Source organism: Bacillus sp. LBA3-1-1.1 (genome assembly GCF_040676495.1).
GTDB classification, from domain to species: domain Bacteria; phylum Bacillota; class Bacilli; order Bacillales; family Bacillaceae_G; genus Bacillus_A; species Bacillus_A nitratireducens.
The window spans coordinates 116,552-142,879 of record NZ_JBEGIB010000001.1 but is presented as its reverse complement, the minus strand read 5'-3'; the positions used below and the strand labels follow the sequence as shown (position 1 = coordinate 142,879).

25 protein-coding genes and 1 tRNA gene are annotated in these 26,328 nt (G+C 36.4%); 6 read left to right on the top strand and 20 right to left on the bottom strand.

Annotation, left to right across the window (positions count from 1 at the left end):
• Nucleotides 1-213: 213 nt before the first annotated feature.
• From phoU to MRBLBA3_RS00715, 9 genes are all read right to left on the bottom strand, one after another.
• On the bottom strand, nucleotides 214-870 hold the full coding sequence (phoU, locus tag MRBLBA3_RS00755) for a phosphate signaling complex protein PhoU (protein WP_000251238.1): 657 nt from the start codon (nucleotides 868-870) through the stop codon (nucleotides 214-216).
• Between the two features lie 322 nt (nucleotides 871-1,192).
• On the bottom strand, nucleotides 1,193-2,008 hold the full coding sequence (gene pstB, locus MRBLBA3_RS00750; RefSeq protein ID WP_044737735.1) for a phosphate ABC transporter ATP-binding protein: 816 nt from the start codon (nucleotides 2,006-2,008) through the stop codon (nucleotides 1,193-1,195).
• A gap of 28 nt (nucleotides 2,009-2,036) precedes the next feature.
• Nucleotides 2,037-2,903, bottom strand: a complete 867-nt coding sequence (pstA, locus tag MRBLBA3_RS00745) for a phosphate ABC transporter permease PstA (RefSeq protein ID WP_001242566.1) — start codon at nucleotides 2,901-2,903, stop codon at nucleotides 2,037-2,039.
• A 1-nt stretch (nucleotide 2,904) separates the two neighbouring features.
• Nucleotides 2,905-3,855 carry a phosphate ABC transporter permease subunit PstC gene (pstC, locus tag MRBLBA3_RS00740; RefSeq protein ID WP_044737734.1) on the bottom strand — a complete coding sequence of 317 codons (951 nt, stop codon included), beginning with the start codon at nucleotides 3,853-3,855 and terminating at the stop codon, nucleotides 2,905-2,907.
• A gap of 27 nt (nucleotides 3,856-3,882) precedes the next feature.
• Complete coding sequence (locus MRBLBA3_RS00735) at nucleotides 3,883-4,800, bottom strand: PstS family phosphate ABC transporter substrate-binding protein (protein ID WP_212088044.1); 918 nt, start codon at nucleotides 4,798-4,800, stop codon at nucleotides 3,883-3,885.
• Between the two features lie 367 nt (nucleotides 4,801-5,167).
• Nucleotides 5,168-7,294, bottom strand: coding sequence for a peptidoglycan D,D-transpeptidase FtsI family protein (locus MRBLBA3_RS00730; RefSeq protein ID WP_000038996.1), 2,127 nt, complete (start codon nucleotides 7,292-7,294; stop codon nucleotides 5,168-5,170).
• A 109-nt stretch (nucleotides 7,295-7,403) separates the two neighbouring features.
• Nucleotides 7,404-8,681, bottom strand: a complete 1,278-nt coding sequence (locus tag MRBLBA3_RS00725; RefSeq protein WP_000871394.1) for an MFS transporter — start codon at nucleotides 8,679-8,681, stop codon at nucleotides 7,404-7,406.
• Nucleotides 8,682-8,802: 121 nt separating this feature from the next.
• Entirely contained in the window at nucleotides 8,803-9,414 is a 612-nt protein-coding gene (gene sodA, locus MRBLBA3_RS00720) for a superoxide dismutase [Mn] (protein ID WP_001052033.1), read from the bottom strand.
• A gap of 224 nt (nucleotides 9,415-9,638) precedes the next feature.
• Nucleotides 9,639-9,712, bottom strand: a tRNA-Ile gene (locus MRBLBA3_RS00715).
• Nucleotides 9,713-9,950: 238 nt separating this feature from the next.
• On the opposite strand from MRBLBA3_RS00715, the gene MRBLBA3_RS00710 reads away from it, so the two are divergent.
• The 3 genes from MRBLBA3_RS00710 to ispG all read left to right on the top strand — a co-directional run bounded on the left by MRBLBA3_RS00710 (nucleotide 9,951) and on the right by ispG (nucleotide 12,425).
• Nucleotides 9,951-10,718, top strand: a complete 768-nt coding sequence (locus MRBLBA3_RS00710) for a DUF1189 domain-containing protein (RefSeq protein ID WP_000021680.1) — start codon at nucleotides 9,951-9,953, stop codon at nucleotides 10,716-10,718.
• 66 nt (nucleotides 10,719-10,784) lie between these two features.
• Complete coding sequence (locus MRBLBA3_RS00705) at nucleotides 10,785-11,150, top strand: hypothetical protein (protein WP_000825424.1); 366 nt, start codon at nucleotides 10,785-10,787, stop codon at nucleotides 11,148-11,150.
• Nucleotides 11,151-11,315: 165 nt separating this feature from the next.
• Nucleotides 11,316-12,425, top strand: coding sequence for a flavodoxin-dependent (E)-4-hydroxy-3-methylbut-2-enyl-diphosphate synthase (gene ispG / locus MRBLBA3_RS00700; protein WP_122950842.1), 1,110 nt, complete (start codon nucleotides 11,316-11,318; stop codon nucleotides 12,423-12,425).
• 79 nt (nucleotides 12,426-12,504) lie between these two features.
• Here the strand turns inward: ispG and MRBLBA3_RS00695 are convergent, their stop codons facing one another.
• From MRBLBA3_RS00695 to MRBLBA3_RS00680, 4 genes are all read right to left on the bottom strand, one after another.
• Complete coding sequence (locus MRBLBA3_RS00695; RefSeq protein ID WP_001054514.1) at nucleotides 12,505-12,918, bottom strand: Fur family transcriptional regulator; 414 nt, start codon at nucleotides 12,916-12,918, stop codon at nucleotides 12,505-12,507.
• Between the two features lie 13 nt (nucleotides 12,919-12,931).
• The gene (locus MRBLBA3_RS00690; RefSeq protein ID WP_000613830.1) at nucleotides 12,932-13,765 is read right to left on the bottom strand and encodes a metal ABC transporter permease; all 834 of its coding nucleotides are present in this window, start codon (nucleotides 13,763-13,765) and stop codon (nucleotides 12,932-12,934) included.
• The gene (locus tag MRBLBA3_RS00685; protein WP_001059657.1) at nucleotides 13,765-14,535 is read right to left on the bottom strand and encodes a metal ABC transporter ATP-binding protein; all 771 of its coding nucleotides are present in this window, start codon (nucleotides 14,533-14,535) and stop codon (nucleotides 13,765-13,767) included. Before MRBLBA3_RS00685 ends, MRBLBA3_RS00690 begins: the two co-directional genes overlap by 1 nt.
• 180 nt (nucleotides 14,536-14,715) lie before the next feature.
• Entirely contained in the window at nucleotides 14,716-15,594 is an 879-nt protein-coding gene (locus MRBLBA3_RS00680; protein WP_000412583.1) for a YitT family protein, read from the bottom strand.
• A 151-nt stretch (nucleotides 15,595-15,745) separates the two neighbouring features.
• Here MRBLBA3_RS00680 and MRBLBA3_RS00675 point away from each other — a divergent pair, with 151 nt between their 5' ends.
• A complete protein-coding gene (locus MRBLBA3_RS00675) occupies nucleotides 15,746-16,000 on the top strand; it encodes a DUF2624 domain-containing protein (RefSeq protein ID WP_001048956.1) in 255 nt (84 codons plus the stop codon).
• A gap of 19 nt (nucleotides 16,001-16,019) precedes the next feature.
• Here the strand turns inward: MRBLBA3_RS00675 and MRBLBA3_RS00670 are convergent, their stop codons facing one another.
• Nucleotides 16,020-16,916 carry a deoxyribonuclease IV gene (locus tag MRBLBA3_RS00670; protein ID WP_000912449.1) on the bottom strand — a complete coding sequence of 299 codons (897 nt, stop codon included), beginning with the start codon at nucleotides 16,914-16,916 and terminating at the stop codon, nucleotides 16,020-16,022.
• A 233-nt stretch (nucleotides 16,917-17,149) separates the two neighbouring features.
• Nucleotides 17,150-18,460 (bottom strand): DEAD/DEAH box helicase, encoded by a 1,311-nt coding sequence (locus MRBLBA3_RS00665; protein WP_000175089.1) that lies wholly within the window; start codon nucleotides 18,458-18,460, stop codon nucleotides 17,150-17,152.
• 181 nt (nucleotides 18,461-18,641) lie between these two features.
• Between MRBLBA3_RS00665 and vrrA the strand changes: the two genes are divergently transcribed.
• Nucleotides 18,642-19,361 carry a VrrA/YqfQ family protein gene (gene vrrA / locus MRBLBA3_RS00660; RefSeq protein ID WP_044737729.1) on the top strand — a complete coding sequence of 240 codons (720 nt, stop codon included), beginning with the start codon at nucleotides 18,642-18,644 and terminating at the stop codon, nucleotides 19,359-19,361.
• A gap of 89 nt (nucleotides 19,362-19,450) precedes the next feature.
• Nucleotides 19,451-20,401, top strand: coding sequence for a 4-hydroxy-3-methylbut-2-enyl diphosphate reductase (locus MRBLBA3_RS00655; RefSeq protein ID WP_000706652.1), 951 nt, complete (start codon nucleotides 19,451-19,453; stop codon nucleotides 20,399-20,401).
• A gap of 40 nt (nucleotides 20,402-20,441) precedes the next feature.
• Here the strand turns inward: MRBLBA3_RS00655 and MRBLBA3_RS00650 are convergent, their stop codons facing one another.
• The 5 genes from MRBLBA3_RS00650 to dnaG form a co-directional block, all read right to left on the bottom strand.
• Nucleotides 20,442-21,563, bottom strand: a complete 1,122-nt coding sequence (locus MRBLBA3_RS00650) for a Nif3-like dinuclear metal center hexameric protein (RefSeq protein ID WP_363379515.1) — start codon at nucleotides 21,561-21,563, stop codon at nucleotides 20,442-20,444.
• The gene (locus MRBLBA3_RS00645) at nucleotides 21,560-22,267 is read right to left on the bottom strand and encodes a tRNA (adenine(22)-N(1))-methyltransferase (protein ID WP_044737727.1); all 708 of its coding nucleotides are present in this window, start codon (nucleotides 22,265-22,267) and stop codon (nucleotides 21,560-21,562) included. Before MRBLBA3_RS00645 ends, MRBLBA3_RS00650 begins: the two co-directional genes overlap by 4 nt.
• A gap of 314 nt (nucleotides 22,268-22,581) precedes the next feature.
• A complete protein-coding gene (gene cccA / locus MRBLBA3_RS00640) occupies nucleotides 22,582-22,938 on the bottom strand; it encodes a cytochrome c550 (RefSeq protein WP_000828145.1) in 357 nt (118 codons plus the stop codon).
• A gap of 385 nt (nucleotides 22,939-23,323) precedes the next feature.
• Nucleotides 23,324-24,451 carry an RNA polymerase sigma factor RpoD gene (rpoD, locus tag MRBLBA3_RS00635; protein WP_000764062.1) on the bottom strand — a complete coding sequence of 376 codons (1,128 nt, stop codon included), beginning with the start codon at nucleotides 24,449-24,451 and terminating at the stop codon, nucleotides 23,324-23,326.
• A gap of 59 nt (nucleotides 24,452-24,510) precedes the next feature.
• Nucleotides 24,511-26,307: a DNA primase gene (gene dnaG / locus MRBLBA3_RS00630; RefSeq protein WP_000528227.1), complete on the bottom strand. Its 1,797-nt coding sequence runs from the start codon at nucleotides 26,305-26,307 to the stop codon at nucleotides 24,511-24,513.
• Nucleotides 26,308-26,328 lie beyond the last annotated feature (21 nt).

Genomic DNA, 26,328 nt, shown 5'->3' with positions numbered 1-26,328 from the left:
GGATAAATAAATGTACCTTTTAATCCTAGCAAAAAAAGAAAGCGCTTACTATTAACTTAGCAAAATATTTAATAAGATGTAATTAACACATATGTACTTATTTTTCCATTAATTATGATACATCTTATCATCATAAACTAAAGGAAACAACGAGCTTTTTTTGTCATGTTTTGACTAAAAAAAGCAGGTGATTTCTCATCACCTACTCTTTTCCTACTCATTCAATAAATAATGCTTTCCTTTTACTAAATAAAATACATTCTCAGCAATATTCGTAACATGGTCTGCTACACGCTCAATATATCTAGCAACAAAGGATAGTTGTGTAATTTGTGTAATCGCTTCTGGTTGTCCAGGGATAGAGGAAATAAATTCACGAATCGCCTTCCCATAAATTTCATCAACTGAATCATCCATTTCGGCAATTTGTCTAGCAAAAGTTAAATTTTCTTGCTCGTATGCTTCTAATGCTAAATTTAACATTTTATGAGCAATCTCAAACATTTCATCAAGATTCTGCAAGCTAACAACCACTTCTTTTTCTCCAAGGCGAATTGTTGATTTCGCAATATTAACAGCGTGGTCTGCAATACGCTCTAAATCTGTCGCTGTTTTAATTGAAATGAAAATTCTTCGTAAATCACTTGCTACAGGCTGCTGCTTTGTAATAAGCATAAGCGCAAGATCATTTATTTCTTCTTCTAAATTATCCATACGATAATCACCATCAATGACCTCTAACGCTTTCTCTACATCTCTTTTGTGAAGCCCTTCCATAGCAATCAATAGAGCTTCCCTTGCTAATTCACCAAGTTCAACTACCTTTTGCTGTAACGTTTTTAAATCACATTGAAACTGTTCTCTTACCATCGCTTCTTCCCCCTCAATATTATGTGCATTATATATAAAGTGAAACTTTAATCAGTGGGGGTTTTGTTCATCCCCACTGATTATTAGTTGAACCAATCGGGCGTTTACGGGCAGTTGATCTCCCACCTAACTTCTTTGCTCCATCCGAATTTTGAGGTGGGAGTTTTACTGCCCGTTAATGCGGGATAAATCCCCTCCCCAGCCTCTTGTACGTTTATTAAGCCTTGAGAAAAGAGAAATATTACTCCCCCTATTTAAAATGAGGTGAAAGTGAGAAATGCCCTCTATTAAGAGGGCATTTACTCTTAGCCTTACAACGATATCAACCAAATCGTCCTGTAATGTAGTCTTCTGTTCGCTTATCTGCAGGTGTTGTAAATAATTTATTTGTATCTGTATATTCCACAACTTCTCCACTTAAGAAGAAGGCAGTTTTATCTGAAATACGTGCTGCTTGTTGCATATTGTGCGTTACAATAACAATACTAAAATCTTTCTTTAACTCCTGAATTAGTTCTTCTACTTTTAATGTTGAAATTGGATCTAACGCTGATGTTGGTTCATCCATTAAAATTACGTCTGGCTCAATCGCTAAGCAGCGTGCAATACATAGACGTTGTTGCTGCCCACCAGATAAACCATATGCATTATCGTGCAAACGATCTTTTAACTCATCCCAAATGGCTGCTCCGCGCAAGCTTTTTTCAACGATTTCATCAAGTGTTTTTTTGTCACGAACACCATGAATTTTCGGTCCATATGCTACATTTTCATAAATAGATTTCGGGAATGGATTTGGCTTTTGGAACACCATACCCACATGCGTACGTAATTCTTCAACCGGATATGATTTATCGAATATATTTCGTTCTCTATATTCGATAACTCCAGTAGTTCGAACGATAGGTACTAACTCTACCATACGATTTAGCGTTTTTAAGTATGTTGATTTCCCGCAACCACTTGGACCGATAATCGCTGTTACTTCATTCTCATGAATACTTAAGTTGATATCTTTTAAAGCATGGTCTTCTCCGTACCATAAATTTAAATTTTTCGTATCAAACACTATTTTTTTGGGTGCTGTCTCAATCTTCTTCTCATTTTTCACCTGTACATTTACTACTGTTGCTACCATTTGAATTCCCCTTTCATCCACTTCCAACTTATTTTCGATTTCGTAACCATAAGACAAATATATTTATAAAGAGCAACAATCCTAGCAAAACAATCATCCCAGCTGCTGCTACATACTGAAATTCTTCTTGTGGTCTACTCATCCAATTAAAAATTTGAATTGGTAAAACCGTAAATCTATCGAACATACTAAACGGAACATAATTTGCAAATGCAAGTGCCCCAATAACTAACAACGGCGCTGCTTCTCCAATCGCTCTCGATACCGCTAACGTACATCCCGTTAAAATCCCTGGCAAAGCTACTGGCAGTACAATTTGATACATCGTTTGCCATTTCGTAGCACCTAATCCGTAAGAAGCTTCTAATAAAGAACTTGGTACAGATCGAATCGCTTCTTGGCTAGCCACAACAACTGTTGGTAAGACGAGTAAACTCATCGTCAGTGCCGCTGCGATTATGCTCTCTCCCAAATGGAGAGCGTATACGAAAATAGTTAACCCGAGTAAACCAAACACAACGGAAGGTACCCCTGCTAATGTTTGATTATTCAATTCTATTAACTTTTTAAAAACGGACTCTTTCGCATAATGCTCTAAATAAAGAGCTGTTCCGACTCCAAATATAAAGGAGACCGGTATAACAATACTCATAAATAATATTGTTCCTGACAAAGCAGCAACAATCCCAGCTTCTTTCGGATTACGTGAAGCGAAGTTTGTAAAAAAATCTATTGAAAGATAACTCATACCTTTTTCAAAAATTTGAAACAACAAAATAAACAGAATTAAGATTGAAAACAAAATTGCTATATAAAATAATGATTTGTAAATTCTATCTTTTAAAAAACGTGATGCCATATTTTCTTGTACTTTTTTATGGTTTAACATTCGCATATTATGTCACCCTCCTAAAACGGCGCATAATATACTGCGAAATGATGTTCATAATAAAAGTAAACATGAATAAAGTCGCACCTACAGCATACATGCTGTAATAAGTAAGTGTTCCATGCGGAGCATCCCCTAAACTCACTTGTACAATATAAGCTGTTAATGTTTGAATGGAATGAGTCGGATCTATCGATACATTAGGTGTTGATCCGGCTGCAATAACAACAATCATTGTTTCACCAATCGCCCGAGAAGCTGCCAATATAATCGCTGCCATAATGCCTGTAAAAGCCGATGGAAATACTATTTGTTTTACCATCTCAAAACGAGTTGCCCCTAGCCCTAGTGAAGCTTCTTTAATTCCTTTCGCTACAGCTCTCATTGCATCTTCAGAAAGGGAGGCAACCGTAGGTACCATCATAAATCCAATCACAATGCCTGGGCTAATAGCATTAAAAAACTGCAAATCTGGTATGATCCGTTGTAAAAGTGGCGTAACAATTGTTAATGCGAAAAAACCATATACAATTGTTGGGATACCTGCTAGTAGCTCTAACAACGGTTTTAATATTTTCCGGGCACCATTTGAAGCATATTCGCTCAAAAATATGGCACACCCTAAACCGATTGGAATTGCTACAACCATAGCAATTGCTGTTACAAGAATTGTTCCACATATAAGTGGTAATATACCGAATTTAGGATCTTCAAAAAAAGGTAACCATTCTTGCTCCGTCAAAAAGGAGTATAATGATATTTTTTGAAAAAACATGATTGTTTCATTAGCCAACGTAAAAATAATTCCAAGTGTCGTCACTATAGACACGCTAGCAATTATTTTTAGTAATAACGGAACTATTCGATTGATTCGCTGCGCTTTTTTTCTTCTATTTGTATTTCTCTCAATCAAATGTTGTACAGAAAATGTAATTTGACTTTTGTCATTATGAGCCAAAGATGAAAACCCCTTTCCACCCTGACATTACCTTTTTATTTCTGTTAACATTCGCAGCTGTTCATTGTATTTTTCTTTTGGCAATTTTACATATCCGACCTCTTCAGCGAGGTTGCCAACATGTTTAATCATAAACTCAACATAATTTGCTACATTCATTTTATTTCGGATAGATGCATCATTTACATAAGTAAATAGCGATCTAGCTAAAGGCTTATACGCACCTGACTGAATGGTCTCTTTCGTTGGAAATACACCATTCACCTTGATTGCTTTCACCTTATCTCGGTTAGCCATATAATAAGCATATCCTACAAAAGCAATGGCATTTTTATCATTCATTACCCCTTGCATAATCACTTGATCGTCTTCAGACAAAGAGACCGTTTTTACAAGGCGACTATTTTGTAAGACAACATTTTGAAAATAATCATAAGTACCAGAGTCTACGCCTGGCGCATAAAATTTAATTTGTTCACGTGGCCATGATGAATGAATTTGCGACCATCGTTTTGAACTTCCATCTTCACCCCATAGTAGACGTAACTCGTCTATCGTTATATTGTTTACCCACGTATTTTGACGATTCACAACAATCGTAAGACCATCATAAGCAACCTCAAATGGCGTAAATTGAATGGAGTTTTTCTTCATTGCATTTTCTTCTACACGCTTCATCACTCTCGAAGCATTGTTTATATCTACTTCTCCTTTACTGAAACGATTAAATCCTCCTCCTGTTCCAGAAATACTAATAGAAATTTTCACGTTTGGATGAGCCTTTGTATATTCTTCTGCTACTGCCTCTATAATAGGAAAAACCGTTGAGGATCCATCAACTCTCACTTCTCCCATTTCATTTGTAGCGAATGCAGTAGACATGTTATAACAAAGAATACATGCCGATAATGTCAAAACCTTAATCGATACACTCATCCATTTCACGTGTTCTTCCTCCTAGAAGTAACCGGAAATAACAGGATTACAGATATAAGAATACTGCTAAACTATTAATTCGGTTTTAATTGTTTGTAAAAGTTTTGTAAAGTTCCACAAAAACAAATGTATACAGCAATTTGTTTTTCATTTTTGCACTTTAGATGCAGTAAATTTTCTAATCATCCATAAACTGCTATCTCCTAGCACATAACACAAATTTAAAGCGTATGCACCAATCTTGTTGTATTCATCTTTTTTGAAACTACATGTTTTTTCAACAGTTTACGCTTGTCCACATTTACTAAACCATATGCATAAAGCATAAAAAAAAGCACACTATCTTTTCAGATAGTGTGCTTTTTTTACAACTTTTTTATTCATCATCTTGTGTATTACTTTTTTTCTCTTTTTCATCTTTTGGAGCTTCACCAGTTAATGCTTGTTTTTTCAAATCATAGTAAGCGTCCATAATTTCACGACTGATATATCCATTAATTCCTGTTTTATCATCATGTACCCATGGGACAACAACAGAAAATGCTACTTCTGGATCTTCAAGTGGCGCATAACCTACTAATGTTAAGTTATATGTTTCAACACGCTCACCTTTTGCATTTCTACCAATCTCTTTATCTCCGCCATATACAGTTTGAGCTGTACCTGTCTTCCCAGCTGCTTTATATGGTGCACCTGCAAAGTATTTTGTAGCTGTACCACCTGTATCGTTAAACACTTGTCTAAATCCTTCTTGAACACGTTTAATTTGTGATTCAGGCATATCAACACGGTTTAATACTTTCGGTTCAATCGATTGAACAACTTTTCCAACTTCCTCTGGCTTCGCCGATGGCTGACGAATTTCCTTTACAACTTGAGGTTGCATACGATATCCACCATTTGCAATCGTCGAAATATATTGCGCTAATTGAAGCGGTGTATACGTATCATACTGCCCGATTGATAAATCTAATAAGAAACCTGGTTGATTTCCTTTACCTATTTGACCAGCAGTTTCATTTGGCAAATCAATTCCTGTTTTTACACCAAGTCCAAACTGACCAAAATAGTAACGCATAGTATCGAACGCACTTTTCGGAATATCTAACGTACCGCCTCGTACATATGGAACCCCAGCGATATTCATCGCTGTTTTAAACATATAAACGTTTGAAGACTGTTTTAACGCTGTAAGGTCATTAATATACCCCATCTGTTTCCAAGATGACTTCGTAGGTGTCCCTTTTAATTTAATCGGTTCATCTAACTGTACAGCTCCAGGTTGAATCGCGCCAGTTTGATACCCCGTAAGTACTGTCGCACCTTTTACAGTTGAACCCATCGGATAAGAACTTGTCATCGTTCCTAATGCAAAATCCTCTACTTTCGTTTCGCCGTCTTTATTCACTAATTGTTTCCCTGCCATAGATAAAACTTCACCATTTTTCGGGTTCATCATTACAACGAATGCACGGTCTAAAAGAGGTTCGCTCCCTTTAAATCTCATTAAGTTTTTTGTAAGAATTTCTTCTACGCGCTTTTGTAATTCCATATCGATTGTTAAATTCAGGTCGTTACCTCGTTGTCCTTGTGACACATTAATAGTTTCTAAAATATTACCCTCTTTATCTGTAACATTTCTAACTTCAGCTTTTGTGCCGTGTAGGCTATCTTCATATTGTTGCTCAAGGTAACTTTTCCCTACGCGATCGTTACGATTATAATCACGAACAAGGTAGTAATCTAGTCGTTCTCTCGGCAACCCTTCATCAGAAGAAGTTACACCACCAAGTACACTTCGGAACATATCGTCATATTTATATTTTCGCTCCCAGTCAACATTTGTATCTACGCCTGGTAATTTCGCTAAATTTTCACTAATAATCGCGTATTCTTCTTCTGTTGCACCTTTTTTAACGATTTGCGGCGTCATTGCATATCCGCTTTCCATCTTACTTTTAATCGCCAATATTTCTAAATCTTTTGCTGAAAGTTGATTAATCTCTTCTTCTGTTACACGATTTCGTTGACGTTCATCTAGTTCTTTATCGTCAATTTTATTCACTTTAAACTCTTCACGATCTTTTTTTGTGATTTTCGCTTCTGCTTCTTCTTTATGTAAAGCAAGCCAATAATCTTTTTTATCGCGATCCGTTAACTTATCTGTTGGGACTTCAATTAAATCTGCTAGCTTTTTCGCCGTTTCTAAGCGATCTGCTGCAGTTGATCCCTTCATTTTTGTAAATGTAATTGTACGAACAGGCTCATTATCTACGACCGCTTCTCCATTACGATCAAATATTTTCCCACGCGGTACAGGATTACTTATCGTTGAATTTTCTTTCTTCTCAACTTCATTTTTATATTCCTCACCACGAACAATTTGTACGTATCCAAGCCTTACAATAACCGCGGAGAACATTAAAAACACGCAAAAAAACAACACGTTTAACCGAAAGGGAACGTGGGTCTTTTTCTTTTGTTGTTTCTGCTTCTTGCTCATACAAACCCCCTCTACCAACAGCTATGTAATGTGAAAGGGACACCTTCATACAGGTGCCCTCACTGCTGTCTTACATCTTTTTCTATTCTAGCATAAAACATACGATAAGTTAACCTTCTGGTTCAGTTTGATTCTGCGTGCTTCCTTGCGCTACAACACTGGTTTTGTTCACATTCCCCTCATCATATTTGACATTTTTAACTGCAAAATAAATAAGAAAATGTCCAGCTCCTAAAATACATAGTAAGAAAGGTAAACTTTTTTCAGGCGGAAAAAATATGACAGCACATAAAAAACTTAAAATGGAACAAATTCTTCCAGCATTTAACCATAATTCCCTGACCACTATATATTCTACACGCCATTCTCTCGCCTGTTTTGCTCTACCAATTACATCGTATGTCATGGAGCCATACGGAACGAGTAAAATAGGATATGCGACCGCAATACATGCTGCATAAATAAGTAATTTCGTATATGTAACATTAAAAATAACTAAAAATACAACCGCGTATAAAATAATACCACCAAGTAAAATTGCTTTTTTTCGCCATTCTTTCTTTAACATACGAGCAACTAAATAATAGCATACAAATGATACTGCAGAATTCACTAAACTATATTTCCCTAGTGCTAACTCGCTACCAGATGCTAAATAGACGTATACCGAAATAACGAAAATAAACGTTCCCTCTCTCAAACCTTGGAAGAAATGAGCGCGCGTAATTCTTCCCCAGTTTTTATCAACTTGCCGCTCTTTCAATACTTGCACAATTTCATAGCGCCCTTCACATTCTCTCTTCGATAGAAAAAAGCTTAGAACGACAGCAACCGCAAATAGCATTAACGAGAGGAAGAAAACGACAGTATAACCGCTCCATTTTTCCATACGTGAAATTGTATATCCTGCAGCTATCGGTCCAATCATTCCAGAGAACGATGTAAGAAGTCCGAGAAAACCGTTAAAAAAATCTCTTGTTTCTGGTTCTGTAATCTCAAATGTCAACAAGTTAAAAGCGAGCCAATAAAAACCATAACCAACTCCTAAAAGGGCTCCCATTAGTAAAATATAGTGAGATGCACTTTTTCCCGCTACTAAAACGACGATAAAAAAAACAGCTAACGTGCCTACACCTATTCGCAATAAAATCGAGCGATCAATACGTTTCGCTAATTTCCCGCCCACAAGAAATGTTAGAGGTTGCAATACAACGCTGGCCAAATTATACAAGCCCAAATTTACATAATTTTGTGTTTGCTTCCATAAATAAATGTTTACAAACGTATTCGATAAAGAAATTGCGAGCGTGTATAAACCTCCTATAACGAGCAATAATACTAAGTCCCGATTCACTTCAACATCACCAATTACATGTTTCCACTTCATACACAACTCTCCTTTACTTCATGTTCTAGTCTTCCAAAGACAAGCTCAATTATGTAAAAGGAGAGCATAGAAAAAAGCTAGGAGAAAACTCCTAGCTTTTTTCTAGCTGTATTAACTTTAATTATTTTGCTTCTTGGTAAAGTTTTTCAGCAACGTTCCAATCTACAACGTTCCAGAATGCACCGATGTAGTCAGGACGACGGTTTTGGTAATTTAAGTAGTAAGCATGCTCCCAAACATCTAAACCGATAACTGGAGTTTTACCTTCAGTTAGAGGAGAATCTTGGTTTGGAGTGCTTGTTACTTCTAACTCACCATTGTTTACTACTAACCAAGCCCAACCAGAACCGAAGCGAGTTGCGCCAGCTTTTGCGAATTCTTCTTTGAATGCATCGAAGCTACCGAATTTCGCTTCAATCGCAGTTGCAAGTTCGCCTACTGGTTGTCCTCCGCCGTTTGGAGATAGGATTGTCCAGAAGAATGTATGGTTAGCATGTCCGCCACCATTGTTACGTACTGCTGTACGGATTGCTTCAGGTACTTCGTTTAAGTTTGCAACTAATTCTTCAACGCTTTTGTCAGCTAATTCTGCATGACCTTCTAAAGCAGCGTTTAAGTTTGTAATATACGTGTTGTGATGTTTCGTATGATGGATGTTCATTGTTTCTTTATCAAAGTGAGGTTCTAAAGCATCATACGCATAAGGTAAATTTGGTAATTCGTGTTTTGCCATTGTTATATTCCTCCCGGTTTATGTATTGTCACTACATATGTGACCTACAACTTCATTCTACCCTAATTGCCATAGGGTGCAAACAAATAAATCGCTTTGTCTTGCTATCATTAAAGTAGCAAAATTCCCACTTCTTTTCAATTAAAATGCTCATATATTCCGTAAAAAAAGCTTCCTTCTACAAGGAAGCTTCCTGCTGACATAATAAACATATGAAATGGATATGGACCCTGTAGGACTCGAACCTACGACCGGACGGTTATGAGCCGTCTGCTCTAACCAGCTGAGCTAAGGGTCCACAATTATGTATGTAACATTAAAAAAACTAAATTCCCATCGAATATATCGTTTGAAAAATGTAAGATAAATTTACCATATACAAAAGAAAAGTGTCAATTGTATTTTTCTCTACTAAAAGAAGTAAATTAATAAGAAGAAATTTAGTCCCTTCTACTATATGTAAATATAATATATCTTGAGCTTCTCTAGATTCGTACGTTACAATGATTTTATACATACATAAAGGAAGTGAATCTATGTCCATTTTTAAACAGCTAGCAAAAAGCGTATATTCGCCTAAAGATATGGCGCTTTTCCGTTTTCAAAAAATCGGTAAAACCATTTTGTATATTATGCTTCTTTGCCTAATCACTACTATTCCAAGAACTTTCTTGTACGGTAGCGTCATCCAAGATGGTGTTAACATGGTAAATAAAGTAATCGAAAAAGATTTACCTGATTTTAAAATCGAAAACGGCGAGCTACAAGCTGATATTGATCAACCTATCGAAAAAGAAGACGGAAATGCCCTTTTCGTATTTGATCCAAATTCAACAGACTTAGAAAAATATCAAAATAAAACCGGTTTATTTGTTTTAAAAGATAAAGTAGTCTCTATGGGGAATGGTCAAACACAAACATACTCCTATAATGACTTACTAGGCGCATCTCTTGAGAAGAAAGATTTACAAGATTTCATTTCGTTATTTGACAGTATTTATCCAATCTTACTATTCGTTATTGGGTTCTTACTGTACTTGTTCCAATTATTTATTACCTTTGTAGGAGTTACCTTGCTTGCCTTCATCGGTTCTGCGATGAGCGGTCAACGCAAATTATCTTATAAACAAGTTTGGACATTAACTGCTTACAGCTACACAATTCCAACAATCTTCTTTATGATTATGGATTTATTCAAAATAAACGTACCTGGTGCAACATTCATTTACATTGCAGTTGTTTTAATCGTTCTATACTTAACAATTAAAGAAGTTCCAAAACCAAAAGATAAACAAGAACTATAAAAAAAATGCCTAAATAGGCATTTTTTTTTTGGACAAGCATATATTCCTAGCAAAGGAGTGAAGGATATGAAGAGATTAGGTGTACTCTTATTCGTGCTTGTCCTCGGTTATATATTTTATTACGACATTAAAATCGGTACTTTACCGATGTTAAGTTCATACAAAAAAACAACAGCTGCCGAAACGATAAAAAAAGAAAATACAGATACAAAGCAGAATAAAGAGAAAGAAACAGAAAAAGAAACGGATACAGCTTATAAAGCAATTGAAGTAAAAACTGGTGATACAGTCCTTTCTATTACAGAAGCGATCAATAAGAAAAAAATTCCTTCTATTGAAAAAGTAATTGATGATTTTAAACAATTAAATAAAAATGCATCTGCTACAAAAATCCAAGTTGGAAAGTCTTATAAATTCCCGTTATATCAATAAGCCATCACTTAATCCTTGTCAATTACATAAAGGCGCTGATACAATAGTAAAAGTGAAACCGAGTACTTTGGTTTCTATAGCCCTTTCTCACACATACTATCATTGATGTAAGGGACTAAAATAAGAAACTTCTTTTATAAGGAGAGCGATCTATTCGTGAATGAAATGACTCATCGTACAAAAACACGTCCAGTTAAAGTCGGTAATTTAACAATTGGCGGTAACAATGAATTAATTATACAAAGTATGACAACAACAAAAACACATGATGTTGAGGCTACAGTTGCTGAAATTAAACGTTTAGAAGAAGCAGGCTGTCAAGTCGTTCGTGTTGCTGTTCCAGACGAGCGCGCAGCAAATGCTATTGCTGATATTAAAAAACAAATCAACATTCCACTTGTTGCTGATATTCATTTTGATTATCGCCTTGCTTTAAAAGCAATCGAAGGCGGCATTGATAAAGTACGTATCAATCCAGGTAATATTGGACGTCGCCATAAAGTAGAAGCTGTTGTAAACGCAGCGAAAGAGCGCGGCATTCCAATCCGTATCGGCGTAAATGCAGGTTCATTAGAACGTCATATTTTAGAAAAATATGGATACCCAACTGCTGATGGTATGGTCGAGAGCGCACTGCACCATATTAAAATTTTAGAGGACTTAGATTTCCACGATATTATCGTATCAATGAAAGCCTCTGATGTTAACTTAGCAATTGAAGCATATGAAAAAGCCGCTCGTGCTTTTGATTATCCATTACATTTAGGTATTACAGAATCAGGAACTTTGTTTGCTGGAACTGTAAAAAGTGCTGCTGGTCTTGGAGCAATTTTAAATAAAGGTATCGGAAATACACTACGTATTTCTTTAAGTGCTGATCCAGTGGAAGAAGTAAAGGTTGCACGTGAACTATTAAAGTCATTCGGTCTTGCATCTAATGCAGCAACACTTATTTCTTGTCCAACTTGTGGTCGTATTGAAATTGATTTAATTAGCATCGCTAACGAGGTGGAAGAATACATCTCTACACTAAAAGTACCAATTAAAGTTGCAGTACTTGGTTGCGCTGTAAACGGTCCTGGTGAAGCTCGTGAAGCTGATATCGGTATTGCCGGTGCACGTGGAGAAGGATTATTATTCCGTAAAGGGCAAGTTGTTCGTAAAGTACCAGAAGAAATAATGGTGGAAGAACTGAAAAAAGAAATCGATGTAATTGCTGCTGAAATGGCTGCTGAACGAGAAAAAGAAAAAGAAAAAGAAACACAAGAACAATAAAAAGAAGGTTGCCACAATATTTGTGGGCAACCTTCTTTTTTACGTAAAAAAGCTCGTCAGTTATGTAACCGACGAGTTCTTATTTTGCACATTTTGGACAACGGCCATATATTTCAAACTTATGACCGGTTACTTCATAACCGTTAAAATCTTTATTCATAAAATCCATTGGGCAAGAAGTGATTTCTTTCGTACCACCACAATCTAAACAAATAAAATGATGATGATGTGCCATAATAGAGCACGTAAAACGAAAATGTTTTTCACCATTTAATTCCGTTTGCTCTAAAACTCCAATTTCAGCGAATACCGTTAAGTTACGATAAATCGTATCGAAACTAAGTCCTGGATAATCATCCTTCATATGTTCTAAAACGTCTTTCGCAGTTAAATAACGATTATGTGCCGCGAATAACCTTAGCATCTCTTCCCTTTTCCCCGTATGTTTATATCCTTTTTCCTTCATTAGGCGTAAAGCTTCTGTTAGATTCATACCTATCCCTACTTTATGCAGTTTTTTTCTTCTTCCATAAAATCGCACCGATTAAAATAAGAACCGCTATCATAACAATTGTACCACCTGGTGCTAGATCAAGTTGATACGAAGCAAACATTCCACCAATTACTGCAATTTCACCAAATAAAATGGAAAAGAAAATTGTTTGTTTAAATCCTTTTGCAATACGAATACTTGCTGCAACTGGTAACGTCATTAAAGATGATACGAGAAGAACACCTACAACCCGCATTGATACCGCAATTACAAGAGCAACTAATATAATGAAAATAAAGTGAATCCACTTTGCACTCAAACCGGTTGATACAGCGTATTCCTCATCAAATGATAGTAAAAACAACTCTTTGTATAATAAAACAATCGTTATAATAACTACAATTGCTACTATCCCAATAATAATTAAATCCGCACTTGTTACAGCACTTACACTACCAAATAAATAACTAAATAAATCCGTATTGAATCCATTAGCAAGTGAAATGAAGATAACTCCAATCCCCATCCCTGCTGAAAGTATAATCGGAATTGCTAACTCTTGATAATGCTTATATACAGTACGTAATTTTTCAATTAGCAATGCTCCACCGATTGAAAAAAACATTCCCATATATAAAGGGTTTAAAAACCCACCAGTAAAGATTGTCTTTTCAAGTAATAAACTTGCTGCAATTCCCGACAACGTCACATGACTTAATGCATCCGCAATAAGCGACATACGACGAATTACAACGAACACGCCGATAAGTGGTGCGACAAGCCCTATTAAAACACCAGCGTATAAAGAATTACGTAAAAAATCATATTGTAAAAAATCCTGTATCATTATATCCTCCCGTGATGCCCATGTTCATGTTCTAAGCGATGAACATGATGTCCATATAAAATCGACATTTCGGCATCTTCTAACTCTCGGAATTTCTCTACATTCCCATGGAAATGTAGATGCTGATTTAAACATGCAACATGCGTCACCTTTTCTGTTACAGCACCCATATCGTGCGTAACAAGAATTAACGTGATCCCTAGCCTTTTGTTTAAATCCTCTAGTATCTCATAGAAGCTTTCCACATTTTTCACATCAATCCCAACAGTAGGTTCGTCCAAAATAAGTAATTCCGGATCACTTACAAGTGCACGAGCAATAAATACACGTTGTTGTTGTCCACCAGAAAGCTCTCCAATGTTGCGACCTTGGAACTCACTCATCCCTACATCAGCAATCGCTTTTTCTACTTTCGCCTTATCGTCTTTCGTAAAGAAGCGAAAAAGACCTTTTTTGGAAACAAGTCCCATTGAAACAACTTCAAAAACAGTCGCCGGGAAACCTGAGTTAAAGCTATTTGCCTTTTGAGATACATAACCAACTTTATTCCACTCTTTAAACTTTTTACTATCAATGCCAAACAATCTAATACTTCCTTGCTTCGGCTTTAAAACACCCAATAAACATTTAAGTAAAGTCGATTTCCCTGAACCATTTGGTCCAACTAAACCTAAAAAAGCTCCCTTCGGAACTTGCAAATTAATATCTTCTAACACATTTCGATCTTCATACCGAAACGTAAGTCCTTCTATTTCTAATATATTATTCATTACACATCACCTATTTTAATTCAGAATGATTCCGATTTATCTCTATTTGAATTATAGTACAGCTTATTATAGTTGTAAACCAATCTGCCCAAAATATATTCCTTATTTCCAGAAACCTTACTATTATAACAAAAAGCAGAGAAAATTTCTCTGCTTTCGAAAGATATTGTAATTAATTTTTTAGTGAATCGCTGATTTAAACTTACCGCCATTCGTCTCTTGCGTACTCATAATCGTAACAAAGGCATTTTCATCAATTTCATGCACAATCGACTTTAACTTCGTCACTTCAAGACGCGTTACAACTGCATAAATAACTTCTTTTTCTTTATCTGTATAGCCACCTTTAGCAACAAGTTTTGTTGTTCCACGGCCAAGGCGGTGTAAAATTGCATTTGATACTTCTTCATATTGATCTGACACTATTAAAACTGCTTTCGTTTCGTCTAATCCTTGAATTACTGTATCAATAGTTTTAAATGCGATATAGTACGTCATAACAGAATACATCGCCTGTTCAACGCCAAACACAAATGCTGCCCACGCAAAAATAAATAAGTTCACAAACATTACAAACTCGCCAACAGAGAAAGGTAATTTCTTCGTTAATAAAATACCCATAATTTCTGTTCCGTCCATTGATCCACCGTGACGAATAACGAGCCCTACACCAAGACCTAAAATAAGACCGCCAAACACTGTCGCTAAAATCGGCTCAGTTGTAAATGGCGGGACAGCGTGCAACGTCGATTCAATAAATGCTAAAGCAACGATTCCGAACGCAGAAGATAACATGAATGTTTTTCCAATTTGTTTATAACCCGAGTACATAAACGGAATGTTAAGGATAACAACTAAAGTAGAAAAACTTAACCACCAAATATTAGGAGTAAGATAATCTAATATAAGAGAAATACCAATAATTCCACCATCAATAATTTTATTTGGCATTAAAAATAGTTCAATCGCTACCGCCGCACACGCTGCTCCAAAGATAATCATAACTAAGCGATATATAAGATGAATAACACTTTCTTTTCGATGTTGCTTTTTTTCCATAAGTCCTCCTTATACTCTTTATCTATAGTTTTGTTCTTATATTATAGCATAAGCTTCTTTTTCTCATGGAAAAAACGAAACTCTATAAGAATATATACAAGCTATGTGCACATATATTTCGATAGTAGAACGTGTGAAGGAGGACAACACGATGAACCTCATCAAACAAATTGTTAATAAAAAATTAAACCATATTTCTACAAAAGAGCTATTAAAATATAGCAAAGAATATGAAGTTCCAATTACAACCGCACAAGCTGATCAAATTGTTTTACTTATGAAAGGAAAAAATATTAACATTTACGATAATAACGAGCGACTAGATCTCTTAAAACAAATCGCAAAGGTAACTTCTCCTGCCACCGCACAACAAGTAAATACTTTATTTCAGCAACTATTAAAATAAGGAGGGGAAAATCCCCTCCTTATTGTGCTTTAATTTTTTCAAGAATCCCTTCATCAAAAGTACCATTCTTCAGCATTTCGATTTCTAATTTATATGGTGGCTTCTTGTCTTTTTTATCTTCACCTACATACGGCGTTTCAAGAATTTTTGGTACGTGCATTAACTGCGGATGATGCACAATATGATGCAACGCTTTATAACCGATATGACCGAAACCGATATTTTCATGACGGTCCTTTCCTGCGCCGCGTACATTTTTACTATCATTAATATGAAGTACTTGCAAACGATCAATACCAACAATCTTATCAAATTCGTTTAATACACCGTCAAAATCATTTACAATGTCATAACCTGCATCGTGCGTATGACACGTATCAAAACATACAGATAACTTTTCATTATATTTTACGCCATCAATAATTTTCGCAATTTCTTCGAAGCTACGACCGCATTCCGTTCCCTTTCCTGCCATTGTTTCTAGCGCAATGTTAACCGTTTGTTCTGGCGTTATTACTTCATTAAGCCCTTTAATAATTTGTTGAATACCAGCATCTGCTCCTGCACCAACGTGAGCTCCTGGGTGAAGAACAATTTGTCTCGCCACACCTAATGCTGCCGTTCTTTCAATTTCCATACGAAGGAAGTCAACACCTAATTGAAACGTCTCAGGTTTCGTCGTATTCCCAACATTAATAATATAGGGAGCATGGACGATAATTTCTTCAATACCGTTCAGTTCCATATGTTTTCTTCCTGCTTCTATATTCAATTCTTCAATTGGTTTTCTTCGTGTATTTTGCGGTGCACCTGTATAAATCATGAACGTTGTTGCACCGTACGAAACAGCCTCTTCACTTGCTGCTAATAACATCTTCTTACCACTCATTGAAACATGAGATCCAATCTTTAACATACAATCACCTCTTCAATATACAATAGATATAATGATAGCATAATTTGTAGAAACATGTAGTGAATTGTTTGTTCGCAAAAAAGGCACTACACAAATTTATATGACTATTTAAACAAGCTATACTCTATATTTAACTTAACTGGATTAGGCAAAACTTTAATCAATATTTTTCTATCCTTACTGATTATATGCTCTCACAAATAGCGGGATAAAAAAAGATAAGGGAAAATCCCTTATCTTTTTTTATTGCTATATTTTCTCTTCACTTTATCACGTTCTGTTGCAAGTTTTCGTTTATAGTTTGGTTTTACCTTCTTCGGCTTTTTAACAACTTTTGTTGCCATAACATCTAGTCCATCATTTGGTTTTTTACGGCTCTTACGACGACGACGGTCACCTAAATCCGCCCACTCATCTCCGCGTAAATCTACATGCTTAAACTCGATATGACGTTGTTTTTCCAAACTATCTAACGCTTCTTCATTTGCTGGATCATAAATTGTCACTGCAATACCTGAATGACCCGCACGTGCAGTTCTTCCAACACGGTGAACGAAGAAATCTAAATCTGATGGAAGTTCATAGTTAATAACATGACTAATTCCTTCAATATCAATACCGCGTGCTGCTAAATCTGTTGCAACAATATATTGGAACTCTAAATCACGAACTTGTTTCATCATTTTTTTACGATCACGTGGTGATAAATCACCGTGTATACGCCCTACTTTTAACCCACGTTCTGCTAATCCATCAGCTACTTCATCAGCCTTCTTCTTTGTGTTTGTAAACACAATTGCTAGGTACGGTTTAAATTGAAGTAGCATATTTTTCACTAATTCAATTTTATTACGGTGTCTTGAAGGCACAAGATAATGCTCAATATTTCCTGCTGCAACTTGTTTCGGATTAATATGAATATGCTCTGGATTCTCCATATATTTCTTCAAAAACGGTTTTAATTTTTGAGGAATTGTTGCAGAGAAAACTAGCATTTGTAAGTTTTTAGGCATACGTCCTGCAATTTTATCTACATCTTGAATGAATCCCATATCAAGCATTAAGTCTGCTTCATCGACAATAATAGTATTTGCTTTATAAACAAATAACGCTTTTTCTTCTACTAAGTCTTTAATACGTCCTGGTGTTCCAACTACAATATGAGGTTGTTTTTTCAACTTTTCAATTGATCGTTGTTTATCAGTTCCACCAATTAAACAACGTGCTGTAATCATTTGATCTTCTGCACAGAACTTTGTTAATTTCACGATTTCTTCGTAAATTTGTTGTGCTAACTCACGAGTAGGCGCTGTAATAACAAGTTGTACTTCTTCACGACTTGCATCAATTCTGTTTAATGTAGGAAGTAAGTATGCATGTGTTTTCCCAGAACCTGTTTGGGATTGTCCAATTACACTCACACCTTTTTTCACAACCGGGAAAATTTTCTGTTGAATTCCTGTCGGCTCTGAAAAGCGTAGTTCACGAACTGCATCTATTAAAAATGGTTTAAAATCATACTGTGTAAAAGTTTGTAGTGTCATAAGTTACACCTTCTTTCTAAAATTTCTACTGCGCGCACAAATCAGTCAAGTCTACATTATATCGAAATCTACAAGTAAAATCCATCTTTAGTTTAGGTTTTTACTTCAAAAACTAACCTTCTTCCCTTTCATTGCATATTGTATGTGTATATACCTAACTGAAGAAAGGAGGATTTCCCACATGTTTCCGAAATCCCCTATAAGACAAATGTATCCGAATCGAGGACAACAATCTTACACACCATATCCGATTCCACAACTACCACCGATGGCTCAAAAAAAGAAAGGTTTCCTTGCTAAACTCTTTAAAAAACACGATCCAACCGAACCTTTCATGCAAATGGTCCCTCCTTATCGACAAATGGAAGGGCCACCGATGATGTACCAACAACCGCCGCCCCAATATCAACAGCAACAACCATACCAACAACAATATACACAACAATATCAACCATACATGCAGCAATATCCAGAGCAGATGATACCACCTCAAATGTATGAATCAAATGATACACGTGGTGCTGCGTCAGCTACAACTGCAGCGGCATCTAGCAGTGGCATCGGTAGTTTTTTTTCAAATTTAATTTCGAACCCAACTAATATGATAAATAATATCGAAAAAGTATCTCAAGTCGTGCAATCTGTCGGTCCTGTTGTCGAACAGTACGGTCCCATTATGCGTAGTCTACCAAGCATTGTTAAAATCCTCACCTCTGGAAAAAGTACGGAAGAAAATCAAACTGAAGATGCAACAGAACAGGTTGAGGTAGCAACTCCACCTCCTTCACCTCCAAAAAGGAAACGAAAACGAAAAAAAATAGTGCTTGAACCGGTAATAGAAAAAGAGGTTCCGAAAGAACCCGTTCAACAATCAGCAACAAAACCAAAACTATATGTGTAACAATCCTTTGTTTTCTATCCCCTCCTCCTTTATAATGTAAAAGACTATGCACAAAAGTATCTCTTGTTTAGAAGGAGAGGATTACTCATATGAAAATTGTTAAAATTTCCCCTCGTGGTTATTGCTACGGTGTTGTCGATGCAATGGTAATTGCACGTAACGCTGCATTAGATAAATCATTACCGAGACCTATTTATATTTTAGGTATGATTGTTCACAATAAACATGTTACAGACGCTTTTGAAGAAGATGGAATCATTACGTTAGATGGACCAAGTCGCTTAGATATTTTAGATCAAATTGATTCTGGTACTGTTATTTTTACTGCTCACGGTGTTTCTCCTGAAGTTAAACAACGTGCAAAAGAAAAAGGTTTAACGACAATCGATGCAACTTGTCCAGATGTTACAAAAACACATGACCTTATTGAAGCAAAAAAAGCTGAAGGATACCATGTCATTTATATCGGCAAAAAAAACCATCCAGAACCAGAAGGCGCGGTTGGTATTGCACCTGATATCGTTCATCTTATCGAAAGAGCTGATGATTTAGAAACATTAGAAATCCCAACGGATAAAATTTTAGTTACGAATCAAACAACAATGAGTCAATGGGACGTTCAACATTTAATGGAGGACATTCAGAAAAAATTCCCAACAGCAGAATTCCATAAGGAAATTTGTTTAGCAACTCAAGTTCGCCAAGAAGCTGTAGCTAAACAAGCGGATGTTGCAGATTTAACAATCGTTGTTGGTGACCCAAAAAGTAACAATTCGAATCGCTTAGCGCAAGTATCACAAGAAATTGCTGGTACGAAAGCTTATCGTGTTGCGGATGTAAGTGAAATCCAATTAGAGTGGCTACAAGGTGTAGAAAACGTAGCTGTTACAGCAGGTGCTTCTACTCCAACACCAATTACAAAAGAGGTTATCGCTTTCTTAGATCAATATGACCCAATGAATCCGGCTACGTGGGAAAGAATTCGAAAAGTACCACTTCAAAAAATCTTACCTCGTGTAAAAGTGAAAAAAGAACAATAATAAAAACCGTTGCCTATATGAGCAACGGTTTTTATTTTTCTTATACAAATGTAAACGGATCTGTATGTAACTGCGAAGCATGAATGTGTACATTGAATTTCTTTGCATCCACTTTTTCTTGCAATTGCTTTTGCACACCTTGCTTCATTACTTTTTCAACGTTATGTCCTGGGTCAATTATATTTAAACCAAGCATCATCGCATCATGAGCAACATGGTAATACATGTCACCTGTTACATATACATCTGCCCCTTTAAATTTCGCTTGGTTTATATATTTATTACCGTCACCACCAAGTACAGCTACTTTACGCACTGTATCATCTAACTTCCCAACAACTCGCGCACCCTTTACATGTAATGATTGTTTCACGTGTAAAGCGAACTGTTCAAGCGTCATTTCTTCTTGTAAATATCCTATTTTACCAAGTCCTAATGTTTCACCTTTATTATCAAGAGGATATACATCATACGCCACTTCTTCGTATGGATGGGCTGCCAACATCGATTTAATAACTTTTCTTTGTAATGAAGCTGGAATAATCGTTTCGATACGCACCTCGTCCACACGTTCTAACTGTCCAGTTTCACCGATATAAGGGTTTGTACCTTCTTGAGGGATAAACGTACCCACCCCTTCACTACCGAACGTACAGTGGCTGTAATTACCGATATGACCTGCATCCGCATCTCCAAGAGCTTTGCGCACCTCTTCTGCATGAGTTACCGGAACAAATACAACAATTTTTTTCATTTCTTCTGCATATGTAGGAACTAATACTTCTGTATTTTGTAACCCTAACGCATCAGCAAGTAAATCATTTACCCCGCCCTTAGCAATATCTACATTTGTATGTGCTGCATAAATCGCAATATCATTTTTAATACACGCTTCAATAATTCTTCCGTACGCCTTCTCTGTATGAATCGCTTTTAATGGACTAAAGATTAAAGGATGGTGCGCTATAATGATATTCGCCCCTAATTGGATCGCCTCGCCCACAACTTCCTCCGTTACATCTAACGCGATTAGCACGTTTTGCACAGGTTTATTAAGTGCCCCAATCTGCAGGCCGATCTTATCCCCCTCCATCGCTAAATGCTTCGGATACATACTTTCAAATAAAGAAATAATTTCATGACCATTCGGAATTTTACTCATGATAAAACCTCCCCTATCATTTTCATTTTCGCGTCTACTTCTGCACGCTTCGCCTGTGTTTCTTCAGATTCTGCCGCACGCTCTAACTGTTTTAAAATATTTTGGAAGTTTTTCAATTCTCCTTCCCACTTTTCAACAAAAGCTTCACTTTTTTCTTTTATTAAAAATGGACCCATAAACAATTCAGCTTGTTTATTATCCGAGTAAGGTGCTGCAATATTTCCTCGTTCCCCAACTAAAATCTCGTAAATTTTCCCGTCTTCTTTTACGATTTTTTCATGGATAAGCTCCCAGCCATTTTCAATAAACCATTCACGAATGTGATGCGCTGCAATGTTCGGCTGTAAAATTAAACGTGTTACACCTTCTAATTTTTCTTTACCACTTTCTAAAATGTCACGAATTAGTGCTCCACCCATACCAGCAACTGTAATCACATCTACTTCCCCTGGTGTAATTACTTCTAATCCATTCCCTTTACGAACGTCTACCTTATCTTGCAAGCCACTTTCAGCTACAGTTGCTTGCGCAGATCGAAATGGTCCGTCTACAACTTCTCCTGCAACTGCTTTTGTAGCAATATTATTTATAATTGTATAACACGGTAAATACGCATGATCCGATCCAATATCAGCTACTGTGGATCCTACTGGAATCTCCCGCACAACTTCTTCTAATCGTTTTGAAAGCTTTACTTCATTCATGTATTTCCATTACTCCTTCTCTTGTCAGTCTGTCTCCATGATAATGAATTTATAGTGGTTGTTGCAAGTCCATAACAACACTTCCATTCTCTATTACTAATCGTATTTTAGAAAGTATAGAAAAACAAGCCTTTTGCACAAAAGCAAAAGGCTTGTTTTTCTATACTTTACCCCGCATTAACGGGCAGTAAGACTCCCACCTCAAAATTCGGCTAGAACAAAGAAGCTAGGTGGGAGACCAACTGCCCGTAAACGCCCGATTGGTTCAACTAATAATCAATGGGGGATGAACCCCCACTGATTAAAGTTTCACTTTATTTTTTCTTCGATAACCAATCAGCTACTTTTGCCGCTTGATCAGCTGGAACTATATTTGGCGGCATATTCCCTTTTCCTTTTGAAAGAATTTCTTTAATTTCATCTTTTGAAAGTTTCCCACCAATTTTTTGTAAATTAGGTCCCACTGCTCCTTGTAACTGATCACCGTGACAGCTCGTACAGCTTTGCTTTACAATATCCTCTGGCTTTGATGCTGTTTGCGCTGGTTTCCCACCATTTTTTGCATCAGCTAACTCTTTAGATTTATTTAGCCCCTGAAATGAAAATACAAACATAACGATAATACCTAATGCTGCAATAAGAGCGAACGGAATCAACGGATTACGTTTCATATCTCTTCTCCCCCCTCTATACCCCTAAATAGTTAGATGATTCAGTCATTTTTATTGTACTTGAAAACGTTCTATCAGAAAAGAGTAAACTAATATTTGTTAAAAATATTCCATAAATTCAGTTTATTGATTTTCACTATTATATCGCATATTATTTCGATAATTACTAACGTTTCTCATCATATTTTTTACTTTTCTACATATTATTTTGTATATAATAAACAAAATAAATCGAAAAATCGAAAAATGAGCATTTGCAAATCAAAAGACAATTCTGTAAAATAAATTACAAGAAATTGTAATCGTTGCCGATAGCTAAATTTTAACAAAAATTAACAAAATAAAAAAGTTTACTTCACAAAAGTGAAGTAAACTTAAAGGTAGCCTATTCTAAGAAATCCTTAAGACGCTTACTACGGCTTGGATGTCTTAATTTGCGAAGTGCTTTCGCTTCAATTTGACGAATACGCTCTCTCGTTACGCCGAATACTTTCCCAACTTCTTCAAGCGTACGAGTTCGTCCATCATCTAAACCAAAACGAAGACGCAGAACATTTTCTTCACGATCTGTTAGTGTATCTAACACATCTTCTAATTGTTCTTTTAGCAACTCATACGCTGCATGGTCCGCAGGCGATGTTGCTTCTTGGTCTTCAATAAAGTCACCTAAATGGGAGTCATCTTCTTCACCAATTGGTGTTTCAAGAGAAACTGGCTCCTGTGCAATTTTTAAAATTTCGCGTACTTTTTCTGGAGCAAGATCCATTTCTTCACCAATCTCTTCAGGTGATGGTTCGCGTCCTAAATCTTGTAATAATTGACGTTGTACACGGATTAACTTATTAATTGTTTCAACCATATGAACTGGAATACGAATTGTTCGCGCTTGGTCTGCAATCGCACGTGTAATAGCTTGGCGAATCCACCAAGTTGCATACGTACTAAATTTAAAACCTTTACGGTAGTCGAACTTTTCAACTGCCTTAATTAGACCCATATTTCCTTCTTGGATTAAGTCTAAGAAAAGCATACCACGGCCCACGTAGCGCTTTGCAATACTTACTACAAGACGTAAGTTTGCTTCCGCAAGACGGCGTTTTGCTTCTTCATCGCCTTCTTCAATACGTGTCGCAAGTCGAATTTCTTCTTCAGCAGATAGTAAGTCTACACGACCAATTTCTTTTAAGTACATACGAACAGGGTCATTGATTTTCACACCTGGCGGCACACTTAAATCATTAAGGTCAAATTCTTCTTCCGTTTTTGTAATTTGGCGATTATTAGGACCTTCGTCGTTGTCATTGTCACCAACTAAGTCAATCCCTTGTTCACCTAAATATTCATAGTATTCATCCATTTGATCGGATTCAATTTCAAATCCATTCATGCGTTCTGCAATCTCTTCATATGTAAGAACGCCACGTTTTTTTCCGAGCTCAGTGAGTTGTTCTTTCACTTGCTCAAGGGTCATTTCAGTTTCAATTTGTTTAGAACGAGCTGGTTTGTCAGCCATCTGTTCCCCTCCTTACGCGAGATACAAACATTCATTATACTAAAATTTTATCAAAAAAGCTATTTCCTTGCTTTTTGATTTTGTAAATATGCCACATAATATTTAGCAGCCTCTACAGGATCTGTTTTTTCCATTTGTTTTACTTTAAAGATGATTTCCATCTTTTCAAGTTTTTCCTGATGACGTTTGAGCGTCTCCAAATGACCTTGCAACACTTCTTCTGTGTATTCTGGATTAATAAATTCATCCGTCGAAATATCAGTGATAATATTTTTCAACTTTTCATCAGAGAGCCAACTTAAAAATGTTCCGACTGAAGGTTCATTTCCCTTTTCATAATATGCGTATAGTTCATATAAAATCCCTTTATGTTCTTCTGTATGAAAATCTTCTATATGGGGTTCCATACGAACAGCCACTTCTGCACTTTGCAACATATGGTAAATAATTTCTCTTTCTGCCCTTTCAAAACCTGTTAACTTCGGTTTCGTTTGAACAATTTGAGATGGCTTAGAAACCTGCTTTATTTGTTTTTGCTGTACCTTTTGTTCTTTGCGATATTGGTGCAATTGATTCAAAAGTGTTTCCATTGAATACGAAAATTCTTGCGATAATGACTTTAAATATGATTCAGCCTGCATCGCATCCTGTAGCAATGATAACTCTTTTAAAACACTTTTTACATATTCTTCTTTGCCAGACTCATCTTGCAAATTTTTCCCTAAACGCAAATAATTTATTTTGAAACCAACAAAACTTATACTTGATTTCACAAGATTTTCAAAAGCAGTTGTCCCATATTGTTGCACATATTCATCAGGATCAAGCTTATCTGGCAAGGGTGTGACTTTCACTTGGCAACCAACTTGCAATAACAACTGCCCTGCTTTCATCGTCGCTTCTCGCCCTGCTTTATCACCATCATAGCAAAGAACAACAGTTTCAACGTTACGTCGCAGAAGTTTCGCTTGTTCTTCAGTTAAAGCTGTTCCCATTGTCGCAACAGCTTCTTCCACACCACTTTTTACCGCGGCTAGTACATCGGCATATCCTTCAAAAAGGACAACCTGCCCACGTTTTCTAATAAACGGCCTTGCTTGGTGGAAGTTATACAACAACTTACTTTTATGAAAAATTGGTGTTTCGGGGCTATTTAAATATTTCGGAGTATCATCTCCTAGCGCCCTTCCACTAAACGCTATCACCTTACCTTGTAAAGTGTAAATTGGAAACATAACCCTTCCACGGAATCGGTCATAATGACTACCATCCTTCTCGCTTCTTATAAGAAGGCCGGCTTGTTCCATACTAGATAGCGAAAAACCTCTTTTTTGCAAAATTTTTGTCGCTGCATCCCAAGCTGGTGATGCATAACCAATTTCAAACTTCTCAATCATTTCTTTTGTAATACCACGTTTTAATAAATACGAAAGTGCTTCATTTCCTTCTTCTGTATTTACTAATAAATGGTGATAATACTTCTTCAAAAGTTCATGAGCCTGTTGCATGATGACAGTGTCATCAGATATGTTTTCTTGTTGTCCTTGCCCTGATGTATATTCTGCAACTGCAATTCCATTTCTTTCACCCAGCTTTTGAACAGCCTCCGTGAAAGCAAGTCCTTCCATTTTCATAAGAAAAGAAAAGACATTTCCACCTTCTCCACATCCGAAGCAATGAAAAATTTGCTTATCAGATGAAACAGAGAATGAAGGGGAATTCTCACCATGAAATGGACAAAGGCCGAAATAGTTACGCCCCTGCTTTCTAAGTTGAACATACTCACCTATCACTTCTACAATATCGGATGACGTCCGAATCTGTTCAACAACTTCTTCGGGAATTCTGTTCCCCATAACTCCATCTCCGTGTCGTAG

Coding starts and splice junctions, on each gene's coding strand:
- MRBLBA3_RS00710 (WP_000021680.1), top strand. CDS start 9,951: ATGTCCATTTTTAAACAGCTAGCAAAAAGCGTATATTCGCCTAAAGAT.
- MRBLBA3_RS00665 (WP_000175089.1), bottom strand. CDS start 18,460: ATGACACTACAAACTTTTACACAGTATGATTTTAAACCATTTTTAATA.
- MRBLBA3_RS00730 (WP_000038996.1), bottom strand. CDS start 7,294: ATGAGCAAGAAGCAGAAACAACAAAAGAAAAAGACCCACGTTCCCTTT.
- MRBLBA3_RS00670 (WP_000912449.1), bottom strand. CDS start 16,916: ATGTTAAAGATTGGATCTCATGTTTCAATGAGTGGTAAGAAGATGTTA.
- sodA (WP_001052033.1), bottom strand. CDS start 9,414: ATGGCAAAACACGAATTACCAAATTTACCTTATGCGTATGATGCTTTA.
- MRBLBA3_RS00645 (WP_044737727.1), bottom strand. CDS start 22,267: ATGAATGAAGTAAAGCTTTCAAAACGATTAGAAGAAGTTGTGCGGGAG.
- ispG (WP_122950842.1), top strand. CDS start 11,316: ATGACTCATCGTACAAAAACACGTCCAGTTAAAGTCGGTAATTTAACA.
- MRBLBA3_RS00695 (WP_001054514.1), bottom strand. CDS start 12,918: ATGAATCTAACAGAAGCTTTACGCCTAATGAAGGAAAAAGGATATAAA.
- MRBLBA3_RS00725 (WP_000871394.1), bottom strand. CDS start 8,681: ATGAAGTGGAAACATGTAATTGGTGATGTTGAAGTGAATCGGGACTTA.
- pstA (WP_001242566.1), bottom strand. CDS start 2,903: ATGCGAATGTTAAACCATAAAAAAGTACAAGAAAATATGGCATCACGT.
- MRBLBA3_RS00705 (WP_000825424.1), top strand. CDS start 10,785: ATGAAGAGATTAGGTGTACTCTTATTCGTGCTTGTCCTCGGTTATATA.
- MRBLBA3_RS00685 (WP_001059657.1), bottom strand. CDS start 14,535: ATGAATAATATATTAGAAATAGAAGGACTTACGTTTCGGTATGAAGAT.
- rpoD (WP_000764062.1), bottom strand. CDS start 24,451: ATGGCTGACAAACCAGCTCGTTCTAAACAAATTGAAACTGAAATGACC.
- MRBLBA3_RS00655 (WP_000706652.1), top strand. CDS start 19,451: ATGAAAATTGTTAAAATTTCCCCTCGTGGTTATTGCTACGGTGTTGTC.
- cccA (WP_000828145.1), bottom strand. CDS start 22,938: ATGAAACGTAATCCGTTGATTCCGTTCGCTCTTATTGCAGCATTAGGT.
- pstB (WP_044737735.1), bottom strand. CDS start 2,008: ATGGTAGCAACAGTAGTAAATGTACAGGTGAAAAATGAGAAGAAGATT.
- MRBLBA3_RS00680 (WP_000412583.1), bottom strand. CDS start 15,594: ATGGAAAAAAAGCAACATCGAAAAGAAAGTGTTATTCATCTTATATAT.
- vrrA (WP_044737729.1), top strand. CDS start 18,642: ATGTTTCCGAAATCCCCTATAAGACAAATGTATCCGAATCGAGGACAA.
- MRBLBA3_RS00675 (WP_001048956.1), top strand. CDS start 15,746: ATGAACCTCATCAAACAAATTGTTAATAAAAAATTAAACCATATTTCT.
- MRBLBA3_RS00650 (WP_363379515.1), bottom strand. CDS start 21,563: ATGAGTAAAATTCCGAATGGTCATGAAATTATTTCTTTATTTGAAAGT.
- MRBLBA3_RS00690 (WP_000613830.1), bottom strand. CDS start 13,765: ATGATACAGGATTTTTTACAATATGATTTTTTACGTAATTCTTTATAC.
- phoU (WP_000251238.1), bottom strand. CDS start 870: ATGGTAAGAGAACAGTTTCAATGTGATTTAAAAACGTTACAGCAAAAG.
- dnaG (WP_000528227.1), bottom strand. CDS start 26,307: ATGGGGAACAGAATTCCCGAAGAAGTTGTTGAACAGATTCGGACGTCA.